This window comes from Oerskovia sp. NPDC060287 (assembly GCF_042726775.1).
In the GTDB taxonomy this organism is placed as follows: Bacteria; Actinomycetota; Actinomycetes; order Actinomycetales; family Cellulomonadaceae; genus Oerskovia; species Oerskovia merdavium.
In genome coordinates, this window is sequence record NZ_JBHXBO010000112.1 from 1 (window position 1) to 13,583 (window position 13,583).

Genomic DNA, 13,583 nt, shown 5'->3' on the forward strand with positions numbered 1-13,583 from the left:
GACCACGCACTCGACGGAGCCACCCGCCGTGGGTGGGCGCACCTAGCCTGGCCGGATGATCGAGACGCTCGCCATCGAGGGCTACCGCTCGCTGCGCCACCTCGTCCTGCCCCTCGGCCGGCTCACGGTCGTGACGGGCGCCAACGGGGCGGGCAAGTCGAGCCTGTACCGCTCGCTGCGCCTGCTCGCCGAGTGCGCGCTGGGCGGCGCGGTCGGGGCCCTGGCCCGCGAGGGCGGCCTGCCTTCGACGCTGTGGGCCGGGCCGGAGGTGATCGGCCGCGCCGTGCGCGCGGGCGTCCACCCCGTGCAGGGCACGGTCCGCAGCGGCCCGGTCGCGCTGCGCCTGGGCTTCGCGAGCGGCCCGGACCTCCTGCCCGACGGCGCCGCACCGGCGGGTGCGCCCCTCACGGGCGCGTACGGGTACGCGATCGACCTGGGGCTGCCGCAGGACGGCGGGGCGTCGTTCGGCCTGGACCCGGAGATCAAGACCGAGGTCGTGTGGTCGGGTCCCGTGCTGCGCCCCGCGACGCTGGTCGCCGACCGCCACGGCCCGTCGGTCCGGCTGCGCGACGAGGACGGCTCGTGGCAGGTCTCCGGGCGACGCCTGCGGTCGTTCGACAGCATGCTCTCGGAGGTCGTGGACCCCGTAGGAGCACCCGAGCTCCTGGTCGTGCGCGAGCGTCTGCGGTCCTGGCGCTTCTACGACCAGTTCCGCACCGACGCCCTGGCACCGGCGCGCGGCGCGCACGTCGGCACCCGGACCCCCGTCCTGGCGCACGACGGCGCCGACCTCGCCGCGGCGCTCGAGACGATCCGTGAGCTGGGGCTGGCCGACGAGCTGGACGCCGCGGTCGAGGACGCGTTCCCCGGGTCCACCGTGCGGGTCCGCGTGACGGACGACGGCCGGTTCTCGCTCGAGCTGCGCCAGCACGGCCTGCTGCGTCCCCTCGGCAGCGCCGAGCTGTCCGACGGCACGCTGCGGTACCTGCTGTGGGTCGCTGCGCTGCTCACGCCCCGGCCTCCCGAGCTGCTCGTGCTCAACGAGCCCGAGACCAGCCTGCACCCCGAGCTGCTGCCCGCTCTCGGATCGTTGATCGCAGGGGCTGCGCAGCGCACGCAGGTCGTGGTCGTGACCCATTCGGGCGCACTCGTGCGGGCCATGGAGGAGGCGGCGGACGGCTCGCGAGCGCGGACACCGTCGACAGCATCGACACCGTCGCCACGGAGCGACGGTTCGGCCGAGCGGACCGGTCGCAGCGGGCCGCGCGGCCTCCCTGCGGCGCACGGGGTGCCCGGGCTGCCCGGGCTGCCCGGGCTCGCCCACGTCGAGCTCGTCAAGGAGCTCGGCGAGACGACCGTCGCAGGCCGCGAGGGTCCACTCGACGAGCCGCTGTGGCACTGGCCGAAGCGCTGAGTGCATGGTTCGGCAGCGACTCGCCGGGCGTGGCACTGGCCGAACCATGCACTCGAGCGGGTCCCGGGGGTCAGCGACGCGCAGACCCCAGGTACAGGCTCGTGACCGACGCCGCGAGCTCGGTCAACCTGCTCCCCGTACGCCCCAGGAGGTCGTCGAGGTCGATCGGCCCGGGGGCTATCGAGAACGCAGCCGTGATCCCGGCGGCCCGGGCCCGCTGAGCGGGCAGCAGGACCTGCCCCGCGAGCACCACGACCGGAGGTCGCCCGGGGGCCGCCGCGGCGAGCGTGCCGATCGCGTCGGCGACCTTGCCGTTGATCGACTGCGAGTCGAACGACCCCTCGCCTGTGAGCACGAGGTCCGCGTCGGCCACCGCCGCGGGCAGCCCGATGCTCTGAGCGACCAGCGTCGCCCCGTGCTCGAGCTCGGCGCCCAGGACCGCGACGAGCGCGGCGGGCACCCCGCCCGCGGCGCCCGCCCCCGAGAGCTCGTGGGTACGGATCCCCGTCTCGCGCTCCAGCAGGTCGGCCCATCGCACGAGCGCAGCGTCGAGGAACCTGACGTCCGACCCGCTCGCGCCCTTCTGCGGACCGAACACCGCCGCGGCTCCGCGCTCGCCCACGAGCGGGTTCGTGACGTCGACCGCCACACGCCAGCGCACCTCGCGGGCACGCGGGTGCAGCCCGTCGAGGTCGAGGCCCACGACGCGCGCGAGGCCCTCGCCGCCGTCGGGCACGAGCCTGCCCGCGAGCTCCCCGTCGGCCGAGGACGGGACGGTCGCCGGCTCGTGCGCGAGCAGCCGCGCCCCGAGCCCCGTGAGGAGACCCGCACCGCCGTCGGTCGACGCCGACCCGCCGAGGCACACGACGACCTCCTCGACGCCTGCGTCCAGGACCGCCGCCGCGACCGCGCCCGTGCCGCGCGTGTGCGCGTGCAAGGGCTGGAGGGCGACGTCGCTCACGTCGGGCAGGCCGCTCGCTGCCGCGAGCTCGACGACGCCGACCCGGCCGTCGGCCGAGACCCCGTAGCGGGCCGTGTGCGGCCGACCGATCGCGTCGACCGTGACGACCTCTCGTGCCGGCACGCCCCAGACCGCGAGGAGCGCGTCGAGCGTGCCCTCTCCCCCGTCGGCCATGGGCAGCAGGGTGAGGACGGCGTCGGGGGCGGCGGCCAGGACGCCGTCCGCGACGTGCCGCGCGACGGCCTCCGCGGTCGCGGAGCCCTTGAACGAGTCGGGTGCGATCACGACCCGCAGCGGCCGCGCCGCGCCAGGTGGGTCGAGGGGCCGGGAGGCGTCGGTGTTCGTCGTCGAAGGCACGTCCCGATCGTAGCCACGCGTCCTCAGGTCCGCTGGGCGGCCCGGGCCGCGACCGCGGCCTCGATCCGCGCCTGCGTGCGCGCCTCACGGCGCCGCCGTGCCCGGAGCGCCCCGAGCACCAGGCCCACCAGCACGAGCAGCGACCCGAGCTGGACCCACGGCAGCGCCCACGCCCCGTAGGAGGTCGTGGTGGGAGAGAGTGCCACGTCGACCACGTCGTCACCGACGACGAGCGGCGTCGTCGTCAGGTCGCCCGAGACCTTGCCGAGGGGCCAGACGCCGTCGAGCACCACGGTCCCGTCCGCCTCCTGACCCGGCAGGACCTCACGCTGGGCGGGGGCCACGACCTCGCGCGCGTTCCAGCCGAACAGGCCTGCGACCCCGGCCTGCGTGTCGGCACCGAGGCGCACGTTGCCCTCGTTCGCGACCGTGTACTCGACGCGCACCGAGCCGGGCGCGAACGGGTTCCAGCTCGGCTCGTAGGTCGCACGGACGTCGGTGAGGGCGAGCGCCGGGGCGAGGTCGCCGGCCACGCGCAGGTGCAGGCGCGCGCCCACGCGGGTGTCGAACGTGACGGTCGACCCGTCGCCCTCGGCCCGGGCCGGCGCGGCCACGACGCCGGCCGGGTGGTCACCGGGCGTCGCGTCGGCGGGCACGACGACCGTGAACGGGATGGTCGCCGACGACTCGGCCGCGATCTCGACGCGCTGCGTCGGGCCCGCGGTCTCGCCCTCGCCGAGCGTGATCCACGAGCCGCCGTCGGTCGGGGTGGTGCCGGCCGCGAGCAGGTCGAACTGCCCGTCCGCGGTCACGACGCCGTCGCTCGCGTACACGTCGAACGTCGCCGGGTGGTCGCTGAAGTTGGTCACCGTGACGTGCTCGACGGCCTGGCCCCCCGGGTCGACCGTCAGGCGGTAGGACACGCGCCCGTCGGGCCCCTCGGCGGTCGCGGGCTCGACGGCCCAGGTCGTGCGCGTGGCGGGCTCGTCGGAGGTCGTGGCGGCTGCGCGGCCCGCGGCCGCAAGCACGGTGCCCGACGGCGCCGCACCGGTCGCGGAGACAGGTCCGGCTGCGTGGGCACCGGGGGCGAGCAGGGCCGCGGCCGGAGCCGCGAGAGCACCCGTCAGCAGTGCACCCACGAGGGCCGCGGTGCCGGCGGTCCGGGTCAGGCGCTGCCGGGAGGCCTGGTGAGCCGTGGCACGACGCGGACGGGCGGTGCGGCGAGAGGTGACGTTCATCGAGGAGCTCCGAGCGGGAAGAGTCGTGGCCCCGCGCCCACCGCGACCCGCGAGCGGGACGGACGTGGCGCCGTCGGGCAGGAGGACGGGCGTGGCCCGCGGGCACCCGACGACGCACGGTGCGTGACGCCGTCGGGCACGGACGGGCCGGGAACGGGAAGAGGCCGCCGGGTCCCGGCGCGCCGGAGCGCACGCAGGACCCGACGGCTCCGTCGGGTGTGGACGGTCAGTCGACCGGGAAGAGCGAGACCGTCAGGGTGCCCGCGTAGTCGCCCTCACGGGTGTCCACGGGGACCTCGAGCGCCAGGTCGGCCGAGACCGTCGTGGTGCCCAGGCGGCTGTCCGACGTCGCGGTCGCGAGCGTCGCCGGGGCCGCGAGGCCCTTGCCGCCGCCCAGGAGCGAGGCCACGGGCGAGCCCGCGCTCACGCCGTCCTTGGCCGAGACCAGGCCGGGGGTCCAGCCGAGGTTCTGGGCCCGCAGCGTGCGCGGGCCCGAGGACAGGTCGCCCGACTGGCCGGAGACGGTCCAGCCGCCCGTGCCGACCGTGGCGGTCGCCCGCGAGTCGGTCACCGAGACCTCGGGGAGCCGGCCCGCGAAGCGCAGGCGGTCGCCCACGTTCTCCCCGCCCGTGAGCGCCACGCCCGCACCGAAGTCCGCGACGGACAGCGTGAGCTTGCCCTCGACCTCACCGGCCTCGGGGACGGTCGCGAGCAGCGGGATGCCGTCGGTGTCGTTCGCCGCCCACAGGGCGTTGGAGACGCGGCCGACGTCGGCGTTGTCGAGGTAGGCGCCACGCACCGGGTCGGTGCCGGTCGCGGCGGCCGCGAGGAGCTCCGAGCCCGGGCCCTTGGCGTACACGGGCACGAGGTGGTTGGTGTGCCCGCCGCTGTTCCAGCTGACCTGCGGGGCAGCACCCTGCGCGCCCTGGATCGGGGTCCAGGCCGGGTTCGCCGCGGGACCGGAGAGGTAGCCGCACTCGTGGTCGGCCGTGATGACCACGAGGGTCTCGTCCCAGCTCGAGTTCTCCTCGACCCAGTCGACGACCGTCTCGATGGTCCGGTTGAAGTCGACCTGCTCCTCGACCGCACCCGCGGTGTTGTTGTCGTGCGAGGCCCAGTCGATCGCGCCGCCCTCGATCATCACGAAGAAGCCCTCGTCCGAGGCGTTGGACAGCACGTTGAGCGCGGCGTCCGTCATCTGCGGGAGCGAGGGGACGTTGTCGTTCTGGGGGGCAGAGAAGGGCACGTCGCCGGACTTCAGTGCGGTGCGGTCCGCCTGGAGCGTGCCGGCGACCTGCGCGGTGCCGAGCACGTGCGTGGGCGTGTCGCCCTCGGCGAGCGCGAGGAAGTCGTCCTTGGACTCGACCAGGTCGAACGCCGACTGACCGTCGACCAGCTTGTTCCACTCGGTCTCGCCGATGTAGCTGTAGCTGGGCTTCGCGAGCTTGTCGCCGTTGTCGTCGTACCAGGGGTTGCCCGCGCCGAAGATCACGTTCGCGCCCGAGTCCATCATGTCGGCCGCGATGTCGTGGTAGTTGTTGCGGTGCTCGTTGTGCGCCAGGTAGGACGCGGGCGTCGCGTGGGTCCACGGCACCGAGGTGACGACACCGGTGGCCTTGCCCAGCTCGAGCGCGCGCTCGGCGACCGTCTTGAGGTCCTCGTGGTTCTCGTCCTGGCCGATCACGTTGTTGAGCGTCTTGACACCGGTCGCGAGGGTCGTCGCCGCGGCGGCGGAGTCGGTCGAGTTCTTGAGCGGTGCTGCGAAGCTGCTCCAGTTCTGGACCGGGTCGTACGTGTTGCCGAACTGGTACGTGGACATCGCGAGGGCGACAGGGAACTCCTGGTACACCTGCGTACCGGCCTGGCCGGGGACGGGGGTCGAGACGCCGCCGGGCTTCACGGTGGTCTGGTAGGCCGTGCGGCCGTACTCGAACTGGCTGCCGAGGTCGACCTGGTTGAACCCCATCCCGTCACCGATGAGGTGGATGATGTTCTTCGGTCCGGGCGCCCCGGGGTCGGCGGACGGCGCGGCGAGCGCCGGCGTGGTCGAGGAGATCGCGATACCAGCAGCGAGGACGCCGGTCCCGGCGATCCGCAGCCACTTCATCGGTACACGTGAAGTCATGGTCTCTTCCCTGTCGAGGTCTGGTCCGGTCCGGAGTCGAGTTCCGGCCGGCACCTGAGAGCCAAGCGGGTCGAGGTGGCGCGACGGTGAACGGTGGGAGGCCGTGCGTGGACAGATGGGGTAAATGTCCGGCCGGGCCCCGGAGGTACCGGGGCCCGTCAGGCGCTCAGCGAGGGGCAGGCAGGTCCGCGAACCGTACGAGCTGGCCCACCGCGCGCTCGGCGCGCTCGTCGAGCCACGGCATGGGGAACAGCTCGATCGTCCAGTCCTCCTTGGACGCGAACACGCCCGTGGGCACGATCAGGTCGCCCATGAAGGAGAACAGGGGCCGCAGCGCCTGGTCGATCACGAGGGTGTGACGCGCCGTGCCGCCCGTGGCCGCGAGCAGCACGGGCTTGTCGACCATCGCGAGCGAGTCGACGAGGTCGAAGAACGACTTGAAGATCCCGGAGTAGGAGCCGCGGAACACGGGCGAGGCGACGACGAGCAGGTCGGCCTGCTCGACGGTCTTGAGCGCGAGCTCGAGCTCCTCGCTGCGCATGCCCACGACGGTCGCGGTCGCGACGTCCTGCGCGTGCTCGCGGACCTCGACGGTCCGGGCGTCGACGGCGACCCCCGCGGCCGTGAGGCGGGCGACGGTCTTGTCGAGCAGCAGGTCCGTCAGGGCGCGCGTGGTCGAGGGGAAGCTCACGCCGCCCGCGACGGCCACGACGCTCAGCGGCCTGCGCTCGGCGCCCGACGCCTCGGTCTCCGCGCTCACGCCTCGCTCCCGTCGCGCGCCGGGAGGTGCTCCTGCGCGCCACGCAGCTTGTCGAGCAGCCCCTTGAGGGTCGCGAGCTCGTCGGTGTCGAGGGCCCCGCCCACGTAGGCGCTGATGGTCCGGACGTGCTTGCGCCCGATCTCCTTCTGGAGCCGCGCGCCCTCCGGGGTGAGCCGGACGATCGTGCCGCGTGCGTCGTCGGGCGCGGGGACGCGTTCCACGAGGCCGCGCTGCTCGAGGCGCTCGGCCATGCGGCTCAGCGAGGGCTGGCTGATGAGGACGTACTCGTTGAGGTCGCGGAGCCGGGTCCCGCCCTGGGGGCACGTGGAGAGCGTGAAGAGCACGTCGTACTCGCGCATCGTGAGCTCCTCCCAGATGTCGTCGGCCTGGAAGCGGCGCATGAGGGCGACCTGGGTGCGGAAGAGCGACTCCCAGGTCTCGGCGGCCTCGCGCGTGGTGGCTCGGTCGTGGACGGCGGGGAGGGCGGTGGTGGGGCTGGGCATGCGTCTCTCGATCCTGCGGGGTGCACCGGCCCGACGGCGCCGCCCGCCTCGTCGGCGCACGTCACCCGGGTAGATGCGTTCGTATGAACTCGAGCGGTACAACCGGCGGGACGGGAGGTGTATTCCGGACCCTCGGGTTCGGCCGCTCCCGCCCCGGAAGGACCTACCTGCCGAGCCGGCGCTCGCGCTGGGAGTACGAGCGCAGGGCACGGAGGTAGTCGACCCTGCGGAAGCTGGGCCAGTACGCCTCGCAGAAGTAGAACTCCGCGTGCGCGCTCTGCCACAGCAGGAACCCGCCCAGCCGCTGCTCGCCCGACGTGCGGATCACCAGCTCGGGGTCGGGCTGCCCCTTGGTGTAGAGGTGCTCCTCGATGTGCTCGACGTCGAGGTTCTCCGCGAGCTCGGGGAGCGAGGCGCCGCGGTCGGCCTGCTCGCGCAGGTAGGAACGGACCGCGTCCGCGATCTCGTGGCGACCGCCGTAGCCGATCGCGACGTTGACCTGGAGGCCGTCGACCCCCGCGGTGCGCTCCTCGGCGTCGCGCAGCGCTGCCGCGAGGCGCTCGGGGAGGAGGTCGAGTCGGCCCATGACGCGCAGGCGCCAGCGACCGGTCTCCGCGAGGTCGCACACCGCGTCCTCGATGATGTCGAGCAGCGCGCTGAGCTCCTCGCGCGAGCGCGAGAGGTTGTCCGTGGACAGCATCCAGAGCGTGACGACCTCGATGCCGAGGTCCTCGCTCCAGGTGAGGAACTCGGCGATCTTGTCGGCACCGCGCCGGTGGCCGGTCGCGGCGGTCTCGCCGAACGACTTGGCCCAGCGCCGGTTGCCGTCGAGGATCACGCCCACGTGCCGGGGCATCGCCTCACGCGGCAGGGAGCTCGCCAGTCGTCGCTCGTACAGCCCGTAGAGCAGGTGGGGCATGCGCACGTGGGGTCCTTAGCGGTATGAAGGGAGTGGGCGACGGGACCGGCACGGCCGGAGCGCGTCGCACGGTGGGCACGAGCTGCGCGGCCGCAGGGTCGGGATCGAGCAGGTCGCCCGCCAAACGGTACCGGAGGCAACGGTCGATTTGTCCAGACGTCCGCCCTGCGATTCGCCTTTGCGCAGGATCTTCACAGTCCCCGTCAGCAACCTACGGTGACGTAACTTACGATGGCGTAGGTTGTTTCCTGAGCCGTTCACGTCGACTCACGTGCAGTCCCCGGGTCAGGGACGTCCCGCTCCCCCCGCCCGACGCCGAACGAGTAGGAGTCTCTCCGTGGCACGACCCTCCGAGCGCCCGTCCGTGGGCGACGCCGTCGAGAACGCGCCGGGTTCGCCCGGCGATCCCCTGTCGGACGATGCCGCGTCAGGCACCGTGCTGGCGGGCGCGGCCGCGAAGGCGGCCGACGTGCTCGACGCCGCCAAGCCCCGGCTGCGCGGCTGGATACACGCCGGCACGTTCCCCGTGGCCCTCGTCGCGAGCATCGTCCTGGTGGCCCTCGCTCCCCCCGTCGCCGGCAAGGTCGCGTGCGCGATCTTCGGCCTGAGCGCCTGCCTGCTGTTCGGCACGAGCGCCGTCTACCACCGCGGCACCTGGTCACCCCGGGTCGCGGGGATCCTGCGCCGGGCCGACCACTCGAACATCTTCCTCATCATCGCGGGCACGTACACGCCGCTCGCGGTGCTGCTCCTGCCGAAGCAGACCGCGACGATCCTGCTGATCATCGTGTGGTCCGGGGCGCTGCTCGGTCTCGCGGCACGCATCATCTGGCTGGGCGCCCCGCGGTGGGTCTACGTCCCGATCTACGTCGCGCTCGGCTGGGTCGCGGTCGGCTACATGCCGCAGTTCTGGACCACGCCGGGCGGCCCGGCGATCGTGTGGCTCGTCGCGATCGGCGGCCTCGCCTACACGCTGGGTGCCGTGGTGTACGGGCTCAAGCGCCCCAACCCGAGCCCGCGGTGGTTCGGGTTCCACGAGATCTTCCACGTCCTGACTGTCGTGGGCTTCGGGTGCCACTACGCGGCGATCATGATCGCCGCCCTCAACGCCTAGCGCTGAGAGCCTCCGCCGGGTGCGAGGTGCGCTTCACGGATCGGGCCGGTCCGCGACGCGCGCTCCGCACCCGGCGTTCTGCTACGGCTGGTCGGCAGCCGGCACGACGGCGTAGCGCCGGTTCGCGAGCGACGGGTTCGTCCGGCGTACCGCGGCCAGGGCCTCGGGGTCGATGTCGGCGGTGCGCAGTCCCGCTCGCTCGTCGAGCTCGAGCCCGACCTGACCGTCGGGCCCCACGAGCAGCGATCGCCCGGTCACGCCCTTCCCGGCCTGCCCGACGGCGAGCACGACCGCCGTGTTCTCGATCGCCCGGGCGCGGGCCAGGGTGCGCCAGTGGTCGGCCTTGAGGTCGCCCGCGGCCCACGCGGCCGGGACGACCAGGACGTCGGCCCCGGCGTCGACCAGGCGGCGGGCCGCCTCGGGGAAGCGCAGGTCGTAGCAGGTCATGACGCCGAACGTCAGGCTGCCGACCCTCAGGACCGTCGGCGGCGCGTCTGCGGGCCCCGGCTCCAGGCGGTCCGACTCACGGTGCCCGAACGCGTCGTACAGGTGCACCTTGCGGTAGACACCGGACAGCCGCCCCTGAGCGTCGATCGCCACGACCGCGTTCACCGCGCGAGCAGGGCGCTCGGACGTCTCGGCCCTCGTAGAGACCGGCGTGCTGGTCGACGCGTCGCGTGCGGCGCCCGCCGGGTCGACCGCGGTGTCCGGAAGGCCCGACGGGTCCGACCGGTCCCGCACGGCTGTGCCGTCGGAGGGTGTCGAGCCGTGCGAGGACGACGTCCCACCGTGTCCCGCCACGCCGACCAGCGGCGCCCGTGAGCCCGGGATCGTCGTGCCCGCGATGACAGCGACCCCGGTCTCGCCAGCCCAGCGCTGGAGCGTCGTGACGAACGGGCCGTCGAGCGGCTCGGCGTGCTCGATCCCCACGCCGCGCGGATCGAAGCCCGACGCGTACTCGGGGAGCACCAGGAGGTCGGCGTGCAGCCGTTGCGCCTCGGCGAACGCCGAGCGCACCACGAGCAGGTTCGCCGCGTGGTCGTTCGAGACCTCGATCTGGGCGATCGTGACCCGGACCGGACCGTGCGGCGTCTGCGTCATGTCAGTCGCCGCCGCCGGAGTCGCCACCGCTGGAGCCGGAGTCGCTGCCGCCGTTGCTCCCGGAGTCGCTCGCGCCCGCGTCGCCGCCGGCCGTGCCGATCTCCGACGCGTCGTCCCGACGGTCCGGGTCGGTCGTCGTGGCCGTGGTGCTCGTCCCGGCCGCAGCGGCGCCGCCCGACGTCGCCGCCGCGCCCCCGTTGCCGGCACCCCGCTCGTCGTGGCGGACCTTGCGCAGCTGCTTGGTCAGCGACAGGAACAGGACCACGCACGCGAGGGCCACGGCGAAGATCGTGAGGAAGCCGGGAAGGCCCGGCGACACGTCCGTCGGCTCGAGCCCCGGTCGGAGCTCGTCGGTCGTCGGTGCAGGCGACGGCGTCGTCTCGGTGGTCACCCCGGCCGCCCAACCGGGGCCTCCGGCCAGGTGGGACGACAGATCGACCGCGAGCTGCGGCGTCGGGCTCATACGAGACCTTCCTCGGTGCGGATGCCGGCGAACAGGTCGTCCTCCGGGAGCGTGGTGGGGACGCGCGACTCGGCGAGCTCGAACTCCTCGAAGGGCCACACGTCGGCCTCGAGGTCGCGCGGGATCGCGAAGAAGAAGCCCTCGGGGTCGATCTGCGTCGCGTGCGCGATGAGCGCCGCGTCGCGCTGCGGGAAGTACGGGGCGACCTCGACGCGCGTCGTGACCTCGCGCTCGGGGATCTCGCGCGCGGCCCGCGACTCGACCCAGTCGCTGAACGGCGACTCGAGCCCCGCGTCCACGACGGCCTCGTGGATCGTGCGGATGCGGTTCATCGAGAAGTCGTGGTTGTAGTAGAGCTTGGCGGGCTCCCAAGCGGGCGCCCCGCCCTCGACCTGGTAGCGCTCCGGGTCGCCCGCCGCGTGGAACGCCTCGAACGCGACCTTGTGGCACATGATGTGGTCCGGGTGCGGGTAGCCGCCGCTCGGGTCGTACGTCGTGATCACGTGCGGACGGAACTCGCGGACCAGCTCGACGAGCGGCGCCGCGGCCTCCTCGAGCGGCACGAGCGCGAAGCAGCCCTCGGGCAGCGGGGGCAACGGGTCGCCCTCCGGGAGTCCCGAGTCGACGAAGCCCAGCCAGCGGTGGCTCACGCCCAGCGCCTTGGCGGCCGCCGCCATCTCGGCGCGCCGCAGCTCGGCCATGCCCTCTGCGGTGGCAGGAAGCTCGCCGAAGCTCGGGTTGAGCACGTCGCCGCGCTCGCCGCCCGTGCAGCTCACGACGAGGACCTCGACGCCCTCCGCGGCGTAGCGGGCCGACGTCGCGGCACCCTTGCTCGACTCGTCGTCGGGGTGCGCGTGGACGGCCATGAGGCGCAGCGGTGCGCGGTCGACCGTCCCGGGCGCCGATCCTGCGGTGGGGCGCGCCGTCGATTCGGTCACAGGTCCTCCTGGGGGTACTTCGAGATGGAGAAGTTCAGAGACAATGATGACTCACGAGCAGGTAGTCCACCCAACCCTTGGACGTCGATCGACCATGACGAACAGCACGCCCCCGCTGGGAACTTCCCCGAACCCCGGGCCAGACGCCCTCGACGAGGACGAGAACCCGATCGGCCTCGCGCCGCGCAGCGAGGGCCCGCGGCCCCCCGCGGGACGCTACGGCCCCGAGCCCACGCCCCTCCGACGCCGCCTGGCCGTCGCCGGCATCGCCGCTGCCGCGCTCGTCGGGATCGGCATCACCGTCTGGATCGGGCTGGGGCAGGCCTCCACCCCGGTGCGTTACGACGACTTCGGCTTCAAGGTCGTCAGCTCCGAGCAGATCGACGTCACGTTCCAGGTCTCCATGGAGCCCGGCACCCAGGCCGAGTGCACCATCGACGCGTTGGCCGAGAGCTACGCCCAGGTCGGGACCGTCACGGTGGTCGTCGGGCCGAGCGACAAGCTCGAGGGGCGCTACACCGTGAGCGTCGCGACGTCCGAGCTCGCCACGACCGGGATCGTCGAGAGCTGCGTCCCGCTGCCCTGACGGCGAGCTGCCCTGGGGCCAGGGGCAGGTGTCCCGCGGGCCAGGGCAGGCGTCCCGTCCCCCCCTCGCTGCCACCGCGTGCGGACGCCGGGCACGAGCGCGAGCCCAGGCGTGGCTGCGCCGCGGACCGAGGTCCGGCGGCGGACACGGGCCGATGCGCGTCCGGGGCGCTGTCCGACGACCTGCGTCGCACGACCTCGCACGAGGTCCTGGCACCTGCTCCGCAAGCAGTGCAAGGATGGGACCGCGGGCGGAGCCGCCCGCAACGGTTCGGAGGCGTCCCACGACGGGTCGCGGGGCAGACCACGGAGGTCTGCCGGGGGCAGGGAACGGTGTGATGCAGCGGACATTTGGTATCCTGAGGGATTCACGCTGCCCCAGAAGCTTCAGGACCAGCGAAACCCGCCACGCGGCGTCGGTCACCGACCGGCGCCACCACCACGGGCAGGCAGCGGAGTCGCCCTCACCCGCACACACTGCCTCCCCCTGTGCGGCCGCGTCCACAGACGACGGCCGCCAGAACGCAAGGAAAGGAAGGAGCGAACCGTGACCGAGACCAGCGTCACCTGGCTGACCCAGGAGGCACACGACAGGCTTCAGGCCGAGTTGGCTCACCTGTCCGGTGCTGGCCGCACCGACATCGCCGAGCGCATCGCCGCCGCCCGCGACGAGGGCGACCTCAAGGAGAACGGCGGCTACCACGCCGCCCGCGAGGAGCAGGCCAAGAACGAGGCCCGCATCCGCGAGCTCACCGCGAAGCTGCGCAACGTGCAGATCGGCACGCCCCCGGACGACGGCAAGGTCGAGCCCGGCATGGTCGTGACCGCGAACGTGGCCGGCGAGGAGATGTCCTTCCTGCTCGGCTCGCGCGAGATCGCCGGCGGCACGGACATCCGGGTCTACTCCCCCACGTCCCCGATGGGCGCCGCGATCAACGGCACCTCGATCGGCGACAAGGTCTCCTACACGGCTCCCAACGGGAACGAGATCGCGGTCGAGATCCTCGCCGCCAAGCCGTTCCAGGCCTGACCCAGCGATACACCGGCGTCGCTGCTCCGGACGGAGTCGGCTCGACGCACCCACGACGGCCCGGGAACCCCACGG

At 73.5% G+C, this 13,583-nt stretch carries 13 protein-coding genes; 4 read left to right on the forward strand and 9 right to left on the reverse strand.

Features of this window, described 5'->3' with window-relative positions; genetic code table 11:
* Window positions 1–55: 55 nt before the first annotated feature.
* On the forward strand, window positions 56–1,414 hold the full coding sequence (locus tag ACFWFR_RS11350; protein ID WP_377623031.1) for an AAA family ATPase: 1,359 nt from the start codon (window positions 56–58) through the stop codon (window positions 1,412–1,414).
* Window positions 1,415–1,484: 70 nt separating this feature from the next.
* On the opposite strand, the gene ACFWFR_RS11355 is transcribed toward ACFWFR_RS11350, so the two are convergent.
* The 6 genes from ACFWFR_RS11355 to ACFWFR_RS11380 all read right to left on the reverse strand — a co-directional run bounded on the left by ACFWFR_RS11355 (window position 1,485) and on the right by ACFWFR_RS11380 (window position 8,283).
* The gene (locus ACFWFR_RS11355) at window positions 1,485–2,732 is read right to left on the reverse strand and encodes a glycerate kinase (RefSeq protein WP_191800253.1); all 1,248 of its coding nucleotides are present in this window, start codon (window positions 2,730–2,732) and stop codon (window positions 1,485–1,487) included.
* A 23-nt stretch (window positions 2,733–2,755) separates the two neighbouring features.
* On the reverse strand, window positions 2,756–3,970 hold the full coding sequence (locus ACFWFR_RS11360) for a WxL protein peptidoglycan domain-containing protein (protein ID WP_377623032.1): 1,215 nt from the start codon (window positions 3,968–3,970) through the stop codon (window positions 2,756–2,758).
* A 226-nt stretch (window positions 3,971–4,196) separates the two neighbouring features.
* The gene (locus tag ACFWFR_RS11365; RefSeq protein WP_191800257.1) at window positions 4,197–6,095 is read right to left on the reverse strand and encodes an alkaline phosphatase; all 1,899 of its coding nucleotides are present in this window, start codon (window positions 6,093–6,095) and stop codon (window positions 4,197–4,199) included.
* A gap of 166 nt (window positions 6,096–6,261) precedes the next feature.
* Window positions 6,262–6,855, reverse strand: coding sequence for a CE1759 family FMN reductase (locus tag ACFWFR_RS11370; protein WP_377623033.1), 594 nt, complete (start codon window positions 6,853–6,855; stop codon window positions 6,262–6,264).
* Entirely contained in the window at window positions 6,852–7,358 is a 507-nt protein-coding gene (locus ACFWFR_RS11375) for a MarR family winged helix-turn-helix transcriptional regulator (protein WP_191800261.1), read from the reverse strand. The genes ACFWFR_RS11370 and ACFWFR_RS11375 overlap by 4 nt, the downstream gene beginning before the upstream one ends.
* Before the next feature lie 163 nt (window positions 7,359–7,521).
* The gene (locus ACFWFR_RS11380; RefSeq protein WP_191800263.1) at window positions 7,522–8,283 is read right to left on the reverse strand and encodes an isoprenyl transferase; all 762 of its coding nucleotides are present in this window, start codon (window positions 8,281–8,283) and stop codon (window positions 7,522–7,524) included.
* Window positions 8,284–8,713: 430 nt separating this feature from the next.
* Between ACFWFR_RS11380 and ACFWFR_RS11385 the strand changes: the two genes are divergently transcribed.
* Window positions 8,714–9,391 (forward strand): hemolysin III family protein, encoded by a 678-nt coding sequence (locus tag ACFWFR_RS11385; RefSeq protein ID WP_318244326.1) that lies wholly within the window; start codon window positions 8,714–8,716, stop codon window positions 9,389–9,391.
* 81 nt (window positions 9,392–9,472) lie between these two features.
* On the opposite strand, the gene ACFWFR_RS11390 is transcribed toward ACFWFR_RS11385, so the two are convergent.
* From ACFWFR_RS11390 to mca, 3 genes are read right to left on the reverse strand one after another with little or no spacing between them, the layout of a single operon-like run.
* Window positions 9,473–10,492: a carbon-nitrogen hydrolase family protein gene (locus ACFWFR_RS11390; RefSeq protein WP_377623034.1), complete on the reverse strand. Its 1,020-nt coding sequence runs from the start codon at window positions 10,490–10,492 to the stop codon at window positions 9,473–9,475.
* Between the two features lies 1 nt (window position 10,493).
* Window positions 10,494–10,955, reverse strand: coding sequence for a hypothetical protein (locus ACFWFR_RS11395; protein WP_377623035.1), 462 nt, complete (start codon window positions 10,953–10,955; stop codon window positions 10,494–10,496).
* Window positions 10,952–11,821, reverse strand: a complete 870-nt coding sequence (gene mca, locus ACFWFR_RS11400) for a mycothiol conjugate amidase Mca (RefSeq protein ID WP_056646692.1) — start codon at window positions 11,819–11,821, stop codon at window positions 10,952–10,954. The genes ACFWFR_RS11395 and mca overlap by 4 nt, the downstream gene beginning before the upstream one ends.
* 166 nt (window positions 11,822–11,987) lie before the next feature.
* On the opposite strand from mca, the gene ACFWFR_RS11405 reads away from it, so the two are divergent.
* Together ACFWFR_RS11405 and greA are read left to right on the forward strand one after the other, a co-directional pair.
* The gene (locus ACFWFR_RS11405) at window positions 11,988–12,479 is read left to right on the forward strand and encodes a DUF4307 domain-containing protein (RefSeq protein ID WP_377623036.1); all 492 of its coding nucleotides are present in this window, start codon (window positions 11,988–11,990) and stop codon (window positions 12,477–12,479) included.
* A 546-nt stretch (window positions 12,480–13,025) separates the two neighbouring features.
* Window positions 13,026–13,508: a transcription elongation factor GreA gene (gene greA, locus ACFWFR_RS11410; protein ID WP_191800271.1), complete on the forward strand. Its 483-nt coding sequence runs from the start codon at window positions 13,026–13,028 to the stop codon at window positions 13,506–13,508.
* Window positions 13,509–13,583 lie beyond the last annotated feature (75 nt).

What these genes read in the sequence shown, in the direction of transcription:
- ACFWFR_RS11350 (WP_377623031.1), top strand. Translation starts at nt 56, where the DNA reads ATGATCGAGACGCTCGCCATCGAGGGCTACCGCTCGCTGCGCCACCTC.
- ACFWFR_RS11360 (WP_377623032.1), bottom strand. Translation starts at nt 3,970, where the DNA reads ATGAACGTCACCTCTCGCCGCACCGCCCGTCCGCGTCGTGCCACGGCT.
- ACFWFR_RS11365 (WP_191800257.1), bottom strand. Translation starts at nt 6,095, where the DNA reads ATGACTTCACGTGTACCGATGAAGTGGCTGCGGATCGCCGGGACCGGC.
- ACFWFR_RS11375 (WP_191800261.1), bottom strand. Translation starts at nt 7,358, where the DNA reads ATGCCCAGCCCCACCACCGCCCTCCCCGCCGTCCACGACCGAGCCACC.
- ACFWFR_RS11390 (WP_377623034.1), bottom strand. Translation starts at nt 10,492, where the DNA reads ATGACGCAGACGCCGCACGGTCCGGTCCGGGTCACGATCGCCCAGATC.
- ACFWFR_RS11395 (WP_377623035.1), bottom strand. Translation starts at nt 10,955, where the DNA reads ATGAGCCCGACGCCGCAGCTCGCGGTCGATCTGTCGTCCCACCTGGCC.
- mca (WP_056646692.1), bottom strand. Translation starts at nt 11,821, where the DNA reads ATGGCCGTCCACGCGCACCCCGACGACGAGTCGAGCAAGGGTGCCGCG.
- ACFWFR_RS11405 (WP_377623036.1), top strand. Translation starts at nt 11,988, where the DNA reads ATGACGAACAGCACGCCCCCGCTGGGAACTTCCCCGAACCCCGGGCCA.